Annotated in this window: 11 protein-coding genes; 5 read left to right on the plus strand and 6 right to left on the minus strand. The window is 37.8% G+C overall.

What is annotated here, in order from left to right; translation table 11 throughout:
* Positions 1-189 precede the first annotated feature (189 nt).
* Positions 190-2,121, minus strand: a complete 1,932-nt coding sequence (locus BC008_RS41970; RefSeq protein ID WP_027846889.1) for an ABC transporter ATP-binding protein — start codon at positions 2,119-2,121, stop codon at positions 190-192.
* A gap of 510 nt (positions 2,122-2,631) precedes the next feature.
* Complete coding sequence (locus BC008_RS41975; protein ID WP_027845963.1) at positions 2,632-4,848, minus strand: caspase family protein; 2,217 nt, start codon at positions 4,846-4,848, stop codon at positions 2,632-2,634.
* Positions 4,849-5,287: 439 nt separating this feature from the next.
* Here BC008_RS41975 and BC008_RS41980 point away from each other — a divergent pair, with 439 nt between their 5' ends.
* Together BC008_RS41980 and BC008_RS41985 are read left to right on the plus strand one after the other, a co-directional pair.
* Positions 5,288-5,500, plus strand: a complete 213-nt coding sequence (locus BC008_RS41980) for a hypothetical protein (protein ID WP_058184691.1) — start codon at positions 5,288-5,290, stop codon at positions 5,498-5,500.
* Positions 5,497-8,106: a CHAT domain-containing protein gene (locus BC008_RS41985; protein WP_235596016.1), complete on the plus strand. Its 2,610-nt coding sequence runs from the start codon at positions 5,497-5,499 to the stop codon at positions 8,104-8,106. Before BC008_RS41980 ends, BC008_RS41985 begins: the two co-directional genes overlap by 4 nt.
* A 633-nt stretch (positions 8,107-8,739) precedes the next feature.
* On the opposite strand, the gene BC008_RS41990 is transcribed toward BC008_RS41985, so the two are convergent.
* Together BC008_RS41990 and BC008_RS41995 are read right to left on the minus strand one after the other, a co-directional pair.
* Entirely contained in the window at positions 8,740-9,156 is a 417-nt protein-coding gene (locus BC008_RS41990) for a DUF1824 family protein (protein ID WP_027845965.1), read from the minus strand.
* Between the two features lie 184 nt (positions 9,157-9,340).
* The gene (locus BC008_RS41995; RefSeq protein ID WP_058184693.1) at positions 9,341-10,189 is read right to left on the minus strand and encodes a prohibitin family protein; all 849 of its coding nucleotides are present in this window, start codon (positions 10,187-10,189) and stop codon (positions 9,341-9,343) included.
* 107 nt (positions 10,190-10,296) lie between these two features.
* Here BC008_RS41995 and BC008_RS42000 point away from each other — a divergent pair, with 107 nt between their 5' ends.
* Positions 10,297-12,117, plus strand: coding sequence for an ABC transporter ATP-binding protein (locus tag BC008_RS42000; protein ID WP_036265048.1), 1,821 nt, complete (start codon positions 10,297-10,299; stop codon positions 12,115-12,117).
* Positions 12,118-12,307: 190 nt separating this feature from the next.
* On the opposite strand, the gene BC008_RS42005 is transcribed toward BC008_RS42000, so the two are convergent.
* Entirely contained in the window at positions 12,308-12,646 is a 339-nt protein-coding gene (locus BC008_RS42005) for an ArsR/SmtB family transcription factor (protein WP_058184695.1), read from the minus strand.
* A gap of 199 nt (positions 12,647-12,845) precedes the next feature.
* Between BC008_RS42005 and BC008_RS42010 the strand changes: the two genes are divergently transcribed.
* Together BC008_RS42010 and BC008_RS42015 are read left to right on the plus strand one after the other, a co-directional pair.
* The gene (locus BC008_RS42010; protein ID WP_027842407.1) at positions 12,846-15,107 is read left to right on the plus strand and encodes a heavy metal translocating P-type ATPase; all 2,262 of its coding nucleotides are present in this window, start codon (positions 12,846-12,848) and stop codon (positions 15,105-15,107) included.
* Positions 15,108-15,353: 246 nt separating this feature from the next.
* Positions 15,354-15,992, plus strand: coding sequence for a DUF938 domain-containing protein (locus BC008_RS42015; RefSeq protein WP_027842408.1), 639 nt, complete (start codon positions 15,354-15,356; stop codon positions 15,990-15,992).
* A 535-nt stretch (positions 15,993-16,527) separates the two neighbouring features.
* Here BC008_RS42015 and BC008_RS42020 read toward each other — a convergent pair.
* Positions 16,528-18,807, minus strand: a complete 2,280-nt coding sequence (locus BC008_RS42020; protein WP_027842409.1) for a RelA/SpoT family protein — start codon at positions 18,805-18,807, stop codon at positions 16,528-16,530.
* Positions 18,808-18,977: the final 170 nt, after the last annotated feature.

Consider the following 18,977-nt stretch of genomic DNA (forward strand, 5'->3'; position numbering starts at 1 on the left):
GCGTCATGGGTCATATTCTACGACACATGCTCTACTTTTGTTCCTTCTTCTTTTTTCTTCTTACCCCGACTTACTGAGCGGATACAAAGATTGTGTATTTTGTAAAAAAAGTAATAATGCTCGGGGAAAATGAGACAACCGAGTTATTACAACAAATAAAAAACTATATTCAAAGACTAATATCTCTAATTAGGAATCAATCTCTGCTAGTTCCATCCAACGTTCGGTTGCTCGATCTATTTCTTCTTTAAGTATTTCTACTTGTTCGTAGAGTTGTTGCACTTGCGTATAGTTTCCCGGAGGGACACTTGTCATTTCCCGTTCTACTTCTGCTTTGTGATTTTCGAGTTGGGAAATTTTTTCCTCTAACTGTTCAAACTCCTTCCTTTCCCAATTCGATAACCTATGTTTCTTCTTCTTCTCTATTTTCTGGGGTTTTGGCTGAGTTGTTTCTGATTCTGCTTTTTTAGTTTTTTCCTTAGCAGCTATACTTTGTTGCTGTTTTTCTTCAGCTTGCTGATAATCCAAATAGACAGAATAGTTACCCGGATACTGTCGCAGTTTACCAGATTCTTCAAAAGCAAAGATTTTATCTACAGTACGATCTAAGAAATAGCGGTCGTGAGAAACTGTTATGACACAACCTTTAAAATCTTCTAAGTATTCTTCTAGTACTGCCAAAGTTTGAACATCTAAATCGTTAGTCGGCTCATCCAAGATTAAAACATTTGGCGCACTCATCAACACGCACAACAGATATAAGCGCCGTTTTTCTCCACCCGAAAGCTTATGAATTGGAGCATATTGTTGATTGGGAGGAAACAGAAATCTCTCCAACATTTGAGAAGCTGTAATCCTGTTTCCATCCGTAGTGTTGATATATTCCCCTCCCTCTTCTTTAATATACTCAATTACTCGTTGATTTTGATCGATTGCGTCTAATAATTGTTCGGAGTGCTGATCGAAATACCCAATGTGAATGGTCGAACCAATGTCAACAGTACCGAAATCAGGCTGTACGCGTCCAGTGATGATGTCCATTAAAGTTGATTTTCCAGCACCGTTACCACCAATAATCCCCACGCGGTCTTCTGGGCTAAACTCATAGCTGAAATCTTTAATTAAAATACGACTATCGTAAGATTTAGCAATATTATTTAGCTCAATAACTTTTTTGCCAATACGACGACTAACAGTGGACATATCAACTTTACCCTGAGCTTGTTTAAACTCAGTATTTTGCATTTCCTGAATGCGATCTATTCTTGCTTTTTGCTTAGTACTTCTGGCTTTGGGTCCTCTTTTAAGCCATTCTAACTCGCGTCGTAGTACTCCTTGATGTTTGCGTTGGGTTGTTACAGCAGTTTCTTCAGCTAAAGCTTTCTTTTCCAAATAATATGAATAATTACCTGTAAAACTATAAATATCTCCTCGGTCTATTTCTACAATTCTGTTGGTTACTTTGTCTAAAAAATAACGGTCGTGAGTTATTAATAGTAATGCACCACGATAGCGTTTTAAATAACTTTGTAACCACTCTACGGAATTAGCATCTAAATGGTTGGTTGGCTCATCCATTAATAATAAATCTGGCTCAGAAAGTAAAGCTGATGCTAAGCTAATACGTTTGCGATAACCACCAGACAAACTACCAACTTTTACGCTAAAATCTGTTATTCCTAATTTAGAAAGAATAATTTTGGCATTTGTTTCCAGATCCCAAACACCATTTGCTTCCATCTGCTGCATGACTGTGGAAAGACGAGACATTAATTGGGAATTTTCTGGATTATGGGCTAATTTATCAGATATTTCTTGATATTCTCGCACTAAATCAATTTGTTCGCCACGGTCAGCAAAAACTTGTTCTAAAGCTGTGTAATCTTCATTTAAATCTGGATCTTGTGGTAAGTAAACGATATTAGCACCAGAATTTACTAAAATTTGACCGCTATCAATTGATTCTATTCCAGCAATTATTTTCAATAAGCTTGATTTACCAGAACCATTAATGCCAATTAAACCAACTTTATCACTATTATCGATACTCAAGTTTGCATCTTTGAGGATTTCTTTGATGCCAAAATCTTTTTTTACTGATTGTAGCGTAACAATACTCATAGTATTTAATATTTAGTGCTTATATTTTCAATATTTATATTTTGGCTTACAGATTTTACAATATCTATGGATTTTTCGACAATTGACTACTTTAGTAAAGACTTTTTTATGTTTGGCTTAAGGTGAATTAATGCAAATACATTGTTGAATTTATTGCACAAAATTGATTTTTTTAAGTTTGGACTTTGGATTGATGAATTTACTTTCCCATTGATGGATTTAAATTGTTATATGTGGGCTTCTATTATTGTAAGATAGTAAAGATATTCAACTAAGAACACTTGCATAAATAATTTCCTAAGTTTTGAATGGTGAAGGCTAAGTAATAACGCAGAGCAAAAAAAGTTATTGGGAAGTTATTTTTTCTCGCCTCCTAAGTAAGTAGACGAGGAAAAATTAAACTATGTAAATAAGTATAAAATATCTGTATTTGGCTCGTAGTAGCGCTTTAGCGCTAAGATGCTATTACAAACAAGTTATGATTTTTCTTACTAACCTACTTAAAACCAATTATTCAACAACCTCAATAGTCGCAGATAGTGCTGCTAGTTGACTACTATCCACAGCCTTTACGCCAGCACTTTTCAAACCGATACTTGCACGAGTAGTAGTATCTAAATCCCCTAACAGACTTTCCATTGACGATACAGAGTCATCTCCAGTAAGTTCTAACGGCTCACCAGAACGCGTTCCCCGACCTTTGGCTATCTGCTTGAGTCCCCGCAGAGCATTTCTTAAAGGTTTTTTACTGGCTAATATCAGTAATTCTAGAAAGCCAGATGGACCTTGGACGACAAAGCGGAAATCGTTTTGCAGGTTAGGTGTGGTAGGAGGTACCACTAGTTTATTTCCAGGTGCAACCAATGATGCATCTTCCGGCGAATCATAATCTGATGGGTACAGCAAAATAATGTTACCATTGCTGTCTATTACCAATACGGAAATATACAGATTGTGATTTTCGTTATTACTTACGTGTATTTTAATTTCAGTGTTCGGCTTGAGTGTTGGTAACTCGGGATTAAAATTTTGCATTACAAGCCCACTTTCTTTTGCACCCCGACTACCAATCCTACTAGAATTTTCTTTAATCCTATTGGGAACGATATCTGCAACTACCTTGAGACCAGATGTATTTTTGTTGAGGATGGAGTGCAAAATTCGACCTGCAAGCAAAATTTTAAATTTGGGTTGCAGTCTTTCTATTGCTGCATCGACTGATTCTTCTCCAGACCCAAAACTATCAGCAATTGGAATCATTCCGGAAGTAAATAAGCCAATACTTTCTAAGGATGGTAAAGGTGTGACTTTTTCTTTTTCTGCCAGTTTCAGATATTCTGGTGTCATTTTACCGAGAATAAAGTCTAAATCTTGCTGTTGATTAATAGCCACTAACTTTAATCGGTTAATTTTTGCCAATTTTTTACGGGCGATCTCAGTCTCATTGACTAAAGATGAATCAATTCCAACTCGCAAGCTCAGATCTGTAGGTATTCCCCTTACTCGTTCCCGCAATAACACGCCAGGTTTAATTGCTCTTCGCTGTCCGTTGAGGAATTTACCTTGTCCTACCATACCCTCACGAGAAGTTTGTTCGATCTGTGCCAAAGTCTTTCCTTGGGGATCGACTAAATTAAATATTGCTCCTTTTTCAGATAATCCCCCACCCAACCACATTGTTATTTTTTCACCTTCGACGCTTTGAACCACAGCTTCAGCAACTTGTGTGGTGGGTTTAAGGAAGTAGACTGGTTTTTGTTTATAATTACTTTGCGGCTTATACTCAATTTGAGGTACTTGAATTCTATGGCTTAACTTCGCAACATCTGCGGTACTGCGTTGTAAATTGACAAAAGTTATTCCCATAGACTGATTGACAGTTTGCTGCCAAAGATACCGAGTTAGCAGATAACTAAATGCTCCAGCATTAAAACCATTAAAGCGTGCATCTACGGCTAATTGGTCGCGCTTTGCTGAACCCCAACTTACACCTTTGGCAATCCCCTTTTGTCGTAGCTCCTGAAATTTAGCAGGGGAAAGCTTCAAGCGAGAAAGCCACTTGGCTTGATATTCAAATTCCTCAGAACTAGCTTCAGTTTTTTTCCCACCTAGACGCGTATCTGCTGCCCGCACTAGTAAATTACCCCGCGTTCCACCTCCAGAGTGACAACTATCCAGGACTACAGTGATGTTTTCTGTTTGCAATGCATAGGTTAATAGGAATAGTGTTTTGCCCATAATATCCCGAACTCGACTGGGGGTTGGCGTACCTGAGGCAAAACGGTCTATTGGTACCATAGTACCATTAATTCCATCAGGGTGAATCGGGTTAGGATCGACGACCCGCGAACCATGTCCAGAAAAGTGAAATACAACAACATCACCGGGTTTCGCCTGCTCGATCAAATGATTTTCAAATGCTGCGAGGATATTCTCACGGTTTGCTTGTTCGTCTGTCAGGGTGAGAATATCCTGAGGACTAAAACCAAAACGATGTAGTAGGAGTTCCCGTTGCATTTCCACATCGGTGACACAACCCCGCAATGCACCGATACCTGAAGTGTAATCGTTGATGCCGACTAATAAGGCTAATTTACGAGGGGTAGTTTGAGCTAAAACCTTACCGATTGAGTTACCCTGCTGGATGATATCAAGTTGATTTAAACCTAATGCAGTGAGAGTTGAACCGGCGAATTGCAAGAAACTACGGCGATTGACACGAGGCATAACTAAACTCTCTTTATTTTAGACAACTAACTGAGGTGATAATCTCCTCAGTCAGATCTTCGTGATTATCAGTATAAACCCAGAAAAAAATAGGAATATATATTTAAAAATTACTATCTTGCTTAACTTTCGATTAAGTTAAGTGTAGACTTTCATGGAAGAGTAGTATTTTTTTGAGAATAACCGATAAACTTGGGATTATTTACACATTAAAAAATTGAGATTAGCCGATTAAATTATGACAAAACCTAAAAATTTCATATTTAATTAAAATTTTCATTAGCTATTGCTATAAGTAATTTAACTTATTTTACCTTGCATAAAAAGTAGTTTATTTAACTATTAAATTAAGGCTGTGTAAATCACAAAACTAAATTGTTCAGATATTTAATTAATTATCTGGAAAAAATAAAATACGAAATATACCGGAAGTTGATTAATGGATTCACAACTTCTAACAGCTTGCTTGTGTGGTTTAACTGGTAGATTAACAATCTGTAAATTAATTATTGGTAGTTCACTCGTTGTCATTATTCTACCGGTGGTTGCTCAAACATCTCTCATACCAAGCACGAGCAACGAGCGATTACCCAATATTGATCGTTTCCCCCAACCTTTACCTATATCTTTGTTTGGATTCGAAGAAAAATGATGTTTTGGAGTAAGTTTGGTTTAACTGTTTTGTTAACAGCTAATTTGATTGCTGCTATACCAAGTTCAGAAATTCATTCCCAAACTCTCTCCTTAGGAACAAAAGGAGAGCAAAATGTCCTCGCTCAGTTTCAAAGCGATCGCACCAAAGCAGAAAGTTTATCCGAACAAGCTTTAGAAAAATACCAGGCAAATCAATTACCAAAAGCAGTCAAGCTATGGCAACAAGCTTTGAAGATACATCTTCAATTAGATAACAAAAAAGTTAATACTAAAAAATCAGATAACAAACAAGCAATTGCAACAATTTTAAAAAACCTCAGTGCTGTAAACCTGGAATTAGAAAATTACCCCCAAGCAATTACTTATTTACAGCAATATCTTACCCTTTCAAGAAAACTCAAAGACCAAACGGGGGAAACCATAGCTCTGACAACTTTAGCCAAAACCCGCAGGAAACAAGGTCAATTAAGCAAAGCCGCACAATATTATCAACAAGCTTTAATTTTGGTGCGTAAAACAGCTAATAGATCGGAAGAGGGCGTAATTCTGGGTAATTTAGCCATTGCTTATAAAACATTAGGCGATTACGTTAAAGCCATTGAAACTAACAAACAAGCGTTACAAATTTTTCGGGCGATCACAAACCCTAAGGCTGAAGGAATTGTTTTAAAAAATCTGGGTAACGCTTACGAAGCTTTGGGAGACTATAATAGCGCGATTAAATCCTACCAACAAAGTTTAGACATTGCCCACAAAATTAATCATCGAGTGGGAGAAGCTACCACTCTGAGCAACTTAGGACAAATTTACGCTAATCAAGGTAAATACGATCTGGCGATCACAAACTTCCAAAACAGTCTCAAAATTAGTTCTTCTGCAAATGATATTGCTGGAAAAGCAAGTACGCTGATTAACTTAGGCTCCACTTACTATTCTTTAGGAAAGCTAGATCGAGCAATTGAAAATTATCAACAAAGTCTTAAACTCGCTCAAAACATCAAAGACAAGCAAATACAATTTGAAGCTTGGGGTAGTCTGGGATTAATTTATGAAGACTTAAAGAAATATCCCACAGCAATCAAATACTTTGAAAAAAGTTTAGCGATCGCCCGCGAAATCGACGATCCCAAAGCACAAGCTTTAACGCTCAACAACTGGGGACATACTTTATTTAAGGCTAATAGATTAACAGAAGCGAAAGAAAAACTTACACAAGCAGTTAAGCACCTAGATCGACTTCGTTCGGGGCTCAGCGACGCTGACAAAATTTCTATATTTGATACTCAAGTTTATACCTACAACCTATTACAACAAATTTTAATCGCTGCGAAAGATAAAGAAGGAGCATTAGAAGCTGCAGAACAAGGACGCGCTCGTGCTTTTGCTGATTTAATCGCAAGTAAAATAATCAAACACCAAACAAATAATTCTCAAGAATTTGCGACCTCAATCGAAAAAATTCGAGAAATAGCGCGAGCACAAAACGCCACCTTAGTGGAATATACAATTATTCCTGCAGATGACTTTAAACATCGAGGTAAATTGCGCGCAGAAGCCGAGAAAATCTATATTTGGGTAGTTAAACCTACGGGTGAAGTTCTTTTTCGCCGTAGTGGTTTAATGTCTATGGGAGACAAAAACAAAATATCTCTGGAAAAACTTGTAAGTAACAGTCGCATTCAATTGGGTACGAGAAGTAGAGCCACTATTACAGTAAGCTCCAATACCAATATTCCGAAAACAGGTAATCAATTAAAACAGTTACATAAATTATTAATTCAACCTATTTCAGACTTATTACCATCCAAAGAAACAGATAAAGTCATTTTTATTCCTCAAGGTTCTTTATTTTTAGTTCCCTTTAACGCATTACAAGACGAATCAGACAAATACCTAATTGAAAAACATACTATTTTGATCGCACCTTCGATTGAAGTATTAAATTTAACTCGTAAGCAAAGTCAAAGATTAACTAAGGAAAATAAAGAAGTATTAATAGTAGGCAATCCGATCATGCCTAGGGTTGCATCCAAACCAGGAGCCGAGCCACAGCAATTAGAAGCCTTACCAGGTGCAGAAACAGAAGCAAAAGAAATTGCTCGCCAATTCAACACTACAGCTACGCTCGGCAGTCAAGCAACCGAAACAAATGTAGTGCAAAAAATGCCCCAAGCACGAATTATTCACCTCGCAACTCATGGTTTACTTGATGATTCCCAAGGTTTAGGAAGTGCAATCGTACTGACTCCCAATGAGAAAGATGATGGTTTACTTACTGCTGAAGAAATTCTCAATTTTAAATTTAAACTAAATGCAGAATTAGTAGTTTTAAGTGCTTGCGACACCGGACGGGGAAAGATTACAGGTGATGGTGTAATTGGGTTATCGCGTTCGTTTATTAGTGCAGGTGTTCCAACTGTAATTGCTTCTTTGTGGGCGGTACCCGACGCACCTACAGCATCACTCATGACTGAATTTTACCATCATCTGGAAATAGGTCAAGATAAAGCACAAGCATTACGCCAAGCAATGCTAAAAACCATGAGAAAACATAAAAACCCAAGAAATTGGGCGGCGTTTACTGCGATCGGTGAAGCAAATTGAGACATCTTTTGCTGTTCTTTTATTTTGCTCTTCTCTGAGAAACTTAATAATTGCTTAAGTATTTTTAATTACTTTGTATAAACAAGACGCATTAGCAAATAGTTTTGTTAAGAGGTTTTATTAATTTATTTGCTTAATTTTTGTATGAGTCCTGCCAACATTCAATACGCAATAACAGTAGGAATAAATGACAATAAATAATTCCTTATTTATCTTCATATAGATAGAAAATTTTCTAGTATATCCAGTTACTTGTACTCTCTTTAGCTACTCTAAAGTTAAGGGAGTATCATCTATACACCCAGAACTTATTATTATCTTTCCTCTATTTATTTAACTCTCCTTTATTTATTTAAGCACCCCACTAAATATCTTTTGTCTTTCGTCAAATATAGTGACCAATGCAGCTTGGGTCGTACATTTGCTTTAAATTTATTTGCTGATTGGTCTTTAAACCGTTAATTCCTGTTACTTTCTCAAGAAAGGGAAAATTAAAGTTTGAGCATAAAGTAAACATTATTAAAAGTGTAAGTTTATGCTCAACCATGAATTAGTTAATTTCGAGATGCAAATCATCAATTAATTTCTTGTTGATTCCCAATCACATCAGTTGGGTGCAACTCACCCCAACATCTAAACAAATAAATCTAGGGGTAAATGACCGTACATCTCATTGACTCCCTGTTCGGAATAAGACTGACAAGAAACTAAAACACCACGATGATGTCCGAGATAGGAATCAATATGGCATATGCCGTTTTTACCGTTTAACTTAATGTAAACCGGACCATCAATATGGGGTAAGTTACTAGGAGCTTCGTAACCAAAAGCATGAGAATAAGTTTTCATAGCCAGTATGCCTTTTTCTGCAGTCTCAGCACAAATTCCTAAAATTTGATAATCAGAAAGATTTCCTAGCAATAACAAAGCCGAGCGAATCCGGATTTTATCTGATTGCTTAATCGGTGGTGCCACATCTACACAATTGAATTTGTTTAAAATTCTTTTGGCTTCTGAAAGACCGAGATGATTCTGATTTTTACTGGTCATAAACCTGGATTATGAACTCACTTACTTGGTGTTGTTGCTTGATTTTAGATTCGATAATATAGCAGTTCTCATACGAATACAATACAACTGTCTCTGGTTTCAGAAGCAATAGTAATTTCGGCAGCCATAAAGGATTTGTATATTCATGGTCTGGAGAACTGCTATATCTAGTCTAGATTCCAAACTAGTTCTGAAGGTTTCCGGTATTAAAAATGAAAGGAACGCTATTACTATTTTTATCACTTCCACCCATTACTAGAACCCTCGGCATTTGAGCGCCACCCATTTTCCAGGCTTCAATTGCTTCTTTCTGTAGTACTAATTCACCACCTTGGGCTTTTAGGGTTTCTGCTAGAAGTCTTTGAGCTTCTGCTTTACCTTTGGCGCGATTAACCTCTGCTTGTGCTTCTTGTTCTGCTTCTTGGGCTACATAAACTGCTCTTTGTGCCCTTTGTTCTGCAATTTGTTTTTCCTCAACAGCTCTGGCAAATTCGGGAGAAAAAGTTAAGTCAATAACGCTGGTATCCAGTACGATAATTCCATATTTATCTAAACGCTCTCCTAAGGCACTATCAAAATCTTCTTTAAGTTCGCTTCTGCGGGTAATTGATTCTTCTACTGTTCTCCTTGCGGCTGCGATTTTAAATGATTCTTGGGTTTGGGGAGCAATAATTTTAGTAACAATATTTTGTAGAGTCCCCTGTTTGCGTCTAATTTCTACCGCTTGGGTTGGGTCTATTCGAAAGTTAATTGCGAATTTAGCAGTTAATTCTTGTAAGTCTTTAGTTGAACTTTGGGCTGGGATCTCATATTTTTGTACTGTAACATCATATATATCTACAGTCGAAATAAATGGTGGTTTAATATGAAAACCTTCCAGTAAAGCTCCATCTCTTGCTTTACCTAATATACTCAGTACACCCGCTTCTCCCGGATTAACAATCACAAAGGAATTGATACTGAGAATTATAATTAATGAAGTCAAAATTCCTGCCAGTAAACTCTGCCAATTACCAATCTGCTGATTTTTCACCCTTCTGTCTCCTTTGATTGATTCTCAGATATCCTACTTGATTTTCAGTAATACTTTAGTGCTAATAATCGTGGTAATATCAGTTTGAGGTAAACTTTTTTTCAACCTTGACTACTGTAGTTAAATCCTCTGGATCGTCAAGCACAAATTCGCGTTCGGTGCACCCTCTAAAACGTTTGCTTGACTACGGACACAAATATCATCAACAAATTTGGCAAGCAACAGCCTGTTCTATCCTCAATAAACTTTTTGACTTAGCACCACCAGCTTTGATTGGTATAGCTGTAGATGTAGTTGTCAACCAGCAGGATTCTATCATTGCCCGGTGGGGAGTTAAAGATATATTCGGACAATTTGTTATTCTTTCGCTTTTGACTGTCATCGTTTGGGTTTTAGAATCAGCCTTTGAGTATGCATACGAAAGACTTTGGCGTAATTTAGCACAGAATATTCAACACGATCTGCGTTTAAATGCTTACGGGCATTTACAAAATTTAGAATTAGCTTATTTTGAAGAACGCAGCACTGGCGGTTTAATGTCTATTCTTAATGATGACATTAACCAGTTAGAAAGATTTTTGGATGTGGGAGCGAATGACATCCTCCAAGTACTAACTACAGTCATTATTATCAGTGGTGCTTTCTTCTTTTTGGCTCCCAGTGTAGCATGGATGGCTATGTTACCAATACCTGCAATTCTTTGGGGTACCTTTGCTTTTCAAAATTTACTTGCGCCTCGTTATGCTGATGTTCGAGAGAAAGTCAGTTTTTTAAATTCCCGCTTGGCAAATAATTTGAGCGGTATCATTACGATCAAAAGTTTTGTTGCTGAAGAATATGAAAGCGCTCGTTTGAACAGGGAAAGTGAAGCATATCGTCAATCTAATGCTCGAGCAATTAAACTTTCGGCTGCTTTTACTCCTCTAATTCGCATGCTCATTTTGGTTGGTTTCACCGCCCTAATGGTGTTTGGTGGAATTTCAGCAGTTAATGGTAATTTATCTGTTGGGGCATATAGTGTTTTAGTATATCTCATTCAAAGATTACTGTGGCCTTTAACAAGACTGGGAAATACCTTTGACCTATATCAGCGAGCAATGGCTTCTATAAATAGGGTTATGAATTTATTGGATACTCCCATCACTATTCATCAGGGAGATATTTCTTTACCTATAGAGAATGTCAGAGGCGAATTGCTGTTTGATAATGTTACTTTTGCCTATAAAGACCGCTATCGGGTGATTAAAAACCTTTCATTGGAGATTCCTGCAGGAAAAACTATTGCTATCGTTGGCTCTACAGGTTCCGGTAAGAGTACTTTAATTAAACTTTTACTCCGATTTTACGATCTCAGTTCGGGCAAAATCGTCCTCGATGGAATTAATATTAATAATTTAAAATTGGCAGATTTACGTCGCTGTATTGGTTTAGTTAGTCAGGACGTATTCTTATTCCATGGAACAGTAGCAGAAAATATTGCTTATGGCAAATTTGACGCTACAGATCGGGAAATTCAAAATGCTGCAAAAGTCGCAGAAGCCCACGAATTTATTACTCAATTACCCGAAGGGTATAACACCGTAGTTGGCGAGCGGGGACAAAAATTATCTGGCGGACAAAGACAGAGAGTTGCGATCGCCAGAGCAGTATTGAAAAATCCGCCAATTTTAGTTTTAGATGAAGCAACATCTGCTGTAGATAATGAGACAGAAGCTGCAATTCAACGTTCTTTGGAGCGCATTACTGTAGATCGAACCACAATTGCGATCGCTCATCGTCTTTCAACTATTCGCAATGCTGATCGTATTTATGTTATGGAATATGGTCAACTAGTAGAATCTGGAACCCATGAAGAGTTAATAACAGAAAATGGAATTTATGCAAGTTTGTGGCGAGTACAATCGGGCTTAAAGTTAGTCGATGATTGATAGTCCATCATTAGTTGATCGTTAGTACTATTGTAGAACTGGTTATGTAATAAGTGGGACGGACATAGTCTTATATTTTTGCAATTCTTATACAAATCAAAAAAAAGAATGCGACAAATAAATTTCTCTAGAAACGTTCAATTGAACGTCTCTACCGAGGAATATGTTGCAATCATTTATTGAATTGGTATTATTTTCTCATTGATAAATGTTCGCACCGATCTACTCCTTTTGCGACATTTGCCAATAATTCATCTGCTAAATCGAGAAATTGTGCTACTCGTGGATCGCTTAGTCGGTATACTACATAACGACCCTGTTGCTCGCCCACAACTAGTTCGCAACTGCGCAGACACGCAAGGTGATTAGAGACGTTGGATTGGGTCAGTCCGGTTACTTCAACAATTTCATTTACGCTTAATGTTTTGAGACGTAATGCTAACAGAATTGATAAACGAGATGAGTCTGCCAATCCTCGAAATAATTTCAATTTGGGATCTTTAGTTTTAGCGATTGAATTAGTGGTCATAAGTTGATGATAACCGAAATGAAATTCATTTTCATATTAATAAACTACCTATTACATATCAGTACTTGCTGATATCAGATTTTAGTGATATCAGTAAATAATGATATGTGGGTGAAATTTGAATAAATAATCACCATGTTTTTCGTTTCAGGTTTGGAAAAATTCTTATTTTTCCAAACAAAAATGAAGGGGTTGTCCTATGCAAAAATTTTTCCAATTACAGACATTACAAGCTCGAATAAATGGAATGGATTGTCCGAGTTGTGCGAAAACAATTCAATCAAATCTAGAGCAGCTAACGGGTGTAAATGAGGTAAAAGTAAATTTTGGCAGCGCACAATTAAGTGTTTCCTACGATTCTCAAGGAATAACTCAAAAAGATATTTTTCATCGTGTGGAGTCTTTGGGTTACCAGATTCAATCAGTTATGACCCAAGGAGAAATGACTCAAACAGAGATAAATCAGGTTACAAAGCAAACAGCATCCTCTCAAACTAATTCTCAATTACCTCAGAAATCGAAACCTCAGAAATCTAGTATCTGGCAATTTTGGTTGACAACTCGTCGTGGACAAAGAGTGATTTTATCCGGTTTAGGGTTAGTACTGGGATTAGTTGCTCATTCCCTGGGATTATCAGTATGGGTGGAAAGAGCTTTCTATGGATTAGGAATGGTAGTTGTAGGATTTCCCATTGCTCGTGCAGGTTGGTTTGCACTTTTATCTCAGGAAGCTGATATGAATTTGCTCATGACCATTTCTGCAACTGGTGCTTGCATCTTGGGGGATTGGCTAGAGGGTGCAATGGTGGTGTTTCTATTTTCTTTAGGAACAACACTACAAACTTTCACTTTTGGAAGGACTCGCAATGCAATTCAAGATTTGATGGATTTAACTCCATCGGTTGCCACTGTTAAGCGTGATGGGGAAGAAAATACAGTTCCCATCGTCAATATTGAAGTTGGAGAAATCATTACAGTACGTCCTGGTCAACGTATTCCCCTGGATGGCATAGTGGTTTCTGGTATTAGCGCCATTGACCAAGCACCTATTACTGGAGAATCCATACCTGTAGATAAAGGACCTGAGGAGACTGTATTTGCCGGTACTTTCAATCAAACCGGGTACTTGGAAATCAAAACAACTCGCCAAGCAAATGAAACCACAATGGCACGAATTATTCATTTGGTCGAATCAGCCCAAGGAAGTCGTGCTAAAACTCAAAAGTGGGTTGATAAATTCGCTTCAGTTTATACTCCTGCAGTAATTATTGTGGCAGCATTAATTGCCTTTATTCCCCCTCTGCTGTTTGCTCAATCTTTGCAGACTTGGATCTACCGCGCTTTAGTACTTCTAGTTATTGCTTGTCCTTGTGCTTTGGTTATTTCTACACCTGTCTCCATAGTTAGCGCCATTGGTGCAGCTACCCGCAAAGGTGTTTTGTTTAAAGGTGGTATGAGCTTAGAGGCTGCCGGAAAAATGAATATTCTAGCTTTTGATAAAACTGGAACTCTCACTGAGGGTCTACCAAAAGTAATCGACATTTATAGTTTGGAACAAAGTAATTCAAATTCTATTGTAAATAATCCTGTTTTAAATCACTCCGTTTTAAACATTGCAGCGAGTTTGGAGCAAAATTCCGAGCACCCTCTAGCTAAAGCAATCTTAAGTGAGGCAAAAGTTAAAAAATTAATCTTACAGCAACCCCAAGATTTTATTGCTATTCCTGGAAAAGGTATTCAAGGGAAGTTAAACTTAAAGACTAGTTGTAGCTGTCATCATGATTCCAACCCCGTCACTTACTTGGTTGGTAACCGTCGTTTATTTTCTGAGCTTTCCCCACAAGTTGAATCAAAGCTCAAAGAGATCGCTCAGCTTGGTCAAACTCCTATACTAGTGGGAACTAAGCAAAATTTGCTTGGAATTATCGCTTTAGCCGATGGATTGCGCTTGGAATCAAGGGAAGCAGTCAGATTACTCAAAGAGACTGGTTTAAAAGAAATAGTCATGCTTACCGGGGATATTGAACCTGTAGCCCGAGAAATGGCGCAACAAGTGGAAATTTCCCAATATAAAGCTGAATTATTACCGGAAGATAAACTGACACAGGTAAAACAACTACAAGAACGAGGTATGGTTGGTATGGTTGGCGATGGGATCAACGATGCTCCAGCTTTAGCATCAGCAAATGTGAGTTTTGCCATCGGAAGGACAGATATTGCTTTAGAAACTGCAGATGTGGTTTTAGTCAGTGATGATTTGCGAAGACTTGCTTATGCAGTGACACTAAGTCGTCAGACAGTTTCTGTGATGCAGCAAAATATTGTGTTTTCCCTAGTTACCAAAGGTCTATTTTTGCTTTTAGGAAGTTTTGGAGTCGTAGGTTTAGCCGTTGCGGTGTTAGCAGACACTGGAAGTTCGCTGTTGGTGACTCTGAATGGAATGCGATTATTTAAGGTTTGAGGAAATATCATTCATCGGGAGGTACTTATATCGGTGCGTAGCTGCAGATAATAAGTTCTGGTGAATTATTTGTTGAAAATGTCTATACATTTCCAAATTAGCAACAAAAATCAATTTCGTTAAATGTAATGCCACATATCTAACTTTTTTCTGTTCCCTATTTCCTTTTCCCTATTTATTAGTCGCCAATATCTGAAATTTTTTACCCCAGAGATTCTCCCAATTCCTTTTATCTCGATCAACTCCATGAATAAAAAACCTGACGCAAGACAGTACGCTTATGCTACTCAACGCAACCGCGAACCAATTCTAGAAGTACTTTTGCAAGTACTACCACCAAACGGTACTGTACTGGAGATTGCTAGTGGTACAGGGGAACATGCTATTTTCTTCGCTCCTCGATTAAATCAACATAAATGGCTCACTTCCGAACCGAATCCCCAATTACGTGCCAGTATCAATGCTTGGTATCAGCATCATCCTGCAGACAATATTTATCCACCACTTAATATTGATGTTCGAGACCCTGTTTGGGCTGTAGAAACTGAATCCCAATTAGATTTACTCCCAATCATGGCGATTGTTAACATCAACATGATTCACATATCACCTTGGTCTGCTTGTTTGGGACTAATGGCTGGTGCTAGTCGTATTTTACCTGCTGACGGTATTCTCTATCTCTATGGTCCTTTTAAACGAGATGGTAAACACACTGCACCAAGCAACGAAGCGTTCGATCGCAACCTAAAAATGCAAAATTCCGATTGGGGAGTGCGGGATCTAGAAGATACAATCGCAGCCGCCAGCAAGCAGAATCTAAAATTGAAAAAAATATATCAAATGCCTGCTAATAACATTTCTGTTATATTTGAACGTTGCAAGTAATACTATTTATGACATTAAGAAACATTTTTTTCAAGATTGTTAACATTTCTACCCGTAAGCAGTAGACCAAAGGGGAAGTATTTGTTTACAATAGTTGTAGACCTCACTAGTTGTGTGTTTTAGAACTTGGTTGCATTTTGGTCAGGGAGTGAGAGCCTTGACCATTTTTTTTATTCTATTAGATTTAAAATATTTACACTGAAAGCATTACATTTATTATAATACTTATTGCATCAGTGTAATTACGAGTTTATATCTTTTTTATCTTCGATATTGGGTAATTAGATATCGACCGTTCTAATACTCATAAAAAAATAAATTAATTTGCGAATTCGCAAATTGATTTTGATTGTGTTTGAAAAGCAAGCTAAAGCCAATTAAAGCAAAATACTATTGAGAGGGCTAGATTTAATAGGACTAGATTTCTAAACTATTTAGATTTCTAAACTATTTAGATTTCAACCCCTAAAATTTAGTCAGCAACTATTAAGGACAAACTATGTCTTAATTCGTATGTCAATTTTATTTTTCGACTTTATCTATCGATTTGACCAACACGATGAATATTGATAATGTCGCTCATTTTTTTGATTTGGCTAAAAACCTGTTCTAGTTGGTAGCGATCACTAATTTCTATTCCTAAGTCAATCAAGGCTGGTTGATTATGACCGGTTTTGACAGTAGCATGACGGACATTGATCCCTTGATCGCTCAAACGTGAAAGGATATCTTTGAGAACCCCCACTCGGTCGAGTGCTTCTATCTGCACATTGACTGGGTAGGTGTGGGTATGACGACATCGACGGTTTGCAGTTCCGCAGTTCCAACTCACAGGTACCAGACGCTCGCAATCGACTGTTTCTAAATTGCGACATCCTTGACGATGGATGGTAATTCCTCGACCTCGAGTAACCGCACCAACTATCTGTTCGCCAGGAATTGGGGTGCAACAACCTGCAAGATGATAAACTAAACCCTCAATCCCAATGATGGGAGAATCACTTGCACGGGAGCTTTTAATCGTTGCGTCTCGTGATGTTTTGCTGCTTTCTTTGGGCAGACGATCTATTTGTTCCGGCTCAGATATTAGCGGTTGCTGTGCTTTAATAATTTCTCGCCAGCGGTTGAGGACCAAGTTTAAAGTAATTTCCCCATACCCTAAAGCTGCAATTAAATCATCCACACTGTGATAATTGCATCTGTGCGCCACATTTTGCATGGGCTCGGATTTAAGCATGGAGTCAAAACCCTTCTTGCCTAATTCTTTTTCTAACAGCTCTCTACCACGAGCAATATTCTCCTCGCGTCGAGAACGCTTGTACCATTGCTTAATTCTATTTTTGGCTGCGGAAGTGGCTACAAAGTTTAACCAATCTAAACTGGGGTGGCAATTCTTATTTGTAATAATTTCAATGATATCACCATTTTTTAGTCGAGATGACAGGGGTACCATTTTGCTATTAATTTTTGCCCCAGCACAATGATTCCCAACTTCTGTGTGAATGCGATAGGCAAAATCTACTGTTGTAGAACCAGGACTTAGGGAAATAACATCACCCTCAGGGGTAAAGACATAAACATCATCTTCGAATAAATTATTTTTGATGTTGTCTAGATATTCCTGAGCATCCTTGAGATCGTTTTGCCATTCCAACAACTGACGTAACCAGGTGAACTTTTCATCTTCTGGAGTCCAAGAAGTATTTAGAGAGCCACCAGTTTCTTTGTATTTCCAATGGGCTGCAATACCATATTCAGCAACTTGATGCATTTCTAAAGTACGAATTTGCACTTCCAAAGGACTACCCCAAGGTCCTATTACTCCAGTATGCAATGATTGATAGCGGTTGGGCTTAGGCAAACCAATATAGTCTTTAAATCTTCCAGGAATTGGTCGAAAAGAATCGTGAACTACAGCTAAAGCACGATAACATTCTTCATTGGAATTAACTATAATTCGCAAGGCTGCTAAGTCATAGATCTCGTGAAATTCTTTACTTTGTCGCTGCATCTTTTGATAAATACTATAAAGATGCTTGGGACGACCGCTTAAATCAAAACACTTAATCCCAGATTCTGCCAATTTATTACGCAGAGTTTCTGAGACTTTTTTCAACCTCTGTTCCCGTTCGGCACGCTTAGCTGCTACAAGTTTTTGAATTTGACGAAAAGATTCCGTTTCTAAATATTTAAAAGCTAAATCTTCCAGTTCCCATTTAATGCGCCAGATCCCCAAGCGATTCGCCAATGGAGCAAAAATGTCTCTGGTTTCTTGAGCGCTGCGAAGACGACTTCTCTCCGACATATGGTCTAAAGTTCGCATATTGTGGAGACGATCTGCTAACTTAACCACAATTACCCGGATATCTCGCGCCATCGCCAAAAACATTCGTCTAAAATTCTCGGCTTGACTTTCTGTTTTATTCTTAAAGTTAATCTTGGAAAGCTTTGTTACGCCCTCAACTAGACGACTAACTTCGGAGCCAAAGCGTTTTTCAATTTCTTCAATGGTTACATCTGTATCCTCCACTACATCATGCAAAAACCCAGCTGCTATCATATCAGCACTGCCACCTAAGTCACGTAACATGCTAGCAACAGCAACGGGATGGATAATGTATGGCTCTCCTGATTTGCGATACTGTCCTTGATGCAATTGATAAGCAAAATCAAAAGCATCCGCAATCAGTTGATTGCGCTCGAACTCGCGTTGATTTTGGGCATCATCACTTGTTTGTGATGATGCTTGCAAACAATCTTTTAACCATTCAGGAAGGGGAATATCGATTGGTGTAGTTGTAAGTGTACAGTTCATACTATACAGACTTGCTTGTACTCAGTTTTAAAGTTGGTAAGTTAGGCAAAAACGACGAGATTACTGCCCCAAATACTTTCGCAAATACATTTAGACAGACAAAGCTTTGGGTGAGAGTTTCCCTTCACTACTTATTCATTCCTTATAGTGTGGGATTCAAGCATAATAAT

This window comes from Mastigocoleus testarum BC008, assembly GCF_001456025.1.
Classification (GTDB): domain Bacteria; phylum Cyanobacteriota; class Cyanobacteriia; order Cyanobacteriales; family Nostocaceae; genus Mastigocoleus; species Mastigocoleus testarum.

What these genes read in the sequence shown, in the direction of transcription:
- BC008_RS41980 (WP_058184691.1), top strand. Translation starts at nt 5,288, where the DNA reads ATGGATTCACAACTTCTAACAGCTTGCTTGTGTGGTTTAACTGGTAGA.
- BC008_RS41975 (WP_027845963.1), bottom strand. Translation starts at nt 4,848, where the DNA reads ATGCCTCGTGTCAATCGCCGTAGTTTCTTGCAATTCGCCGGTTCAACT.
- BC008_RS42020 (WP_027842409.1), bottom strand. Translation starts at nt 18,807, where the DNA reads ATGAACTGTACACTTACAACTACACCAATCGATATTCCCCTTCCTGAA.
- BC008_RS41985 (WP_235596016.1), top strand. Translation starts at nt 5,497, where the DNA reads ATGATGTTTTGGAGTAAGTTTGGTTTAACTGTTTTGTTAACAGCTAAT.
- BC008_RS42010 (WP_027842407.1), top strand. Translation starts at nt 12,846, where the DNA reads ATGCAAAAATTTTTCCAATTACAGACATTACAAGCTCGAATAAATGGA.
- BC008_RS42005 (WP_058184695.1), bottom strand. Translation starts at nt 12,646, where the DNA reads ATGACCACTAATTCAATCGCTAAAACTAAAGATCCCAAATTGAAATTA.
- BC008_RS42015 (WP_027842408.1), top strand. Translation starts at nt 15,354, where the DNA reads ATGAATAAAAAACCTGACGCAAGACAGTACGCTTATGCTACTCAACGC.
- BC008_RS41990 (WP_027845965.1), bottom strand. Translation starts at nt 9,156, where the DNA reads ATGACCAGTAAAAATCAGAATCATCTCGGTCTTTCAGAAGCCAAAAGA.
- BC008_RS41970 (WP_027846889.1), bottom strand. Translation starts at nt 2,121, where the DNA reads ATGAGTATTGTTACGCTACAATCAGTAAAAAAAGATTTTGGCATCAAA.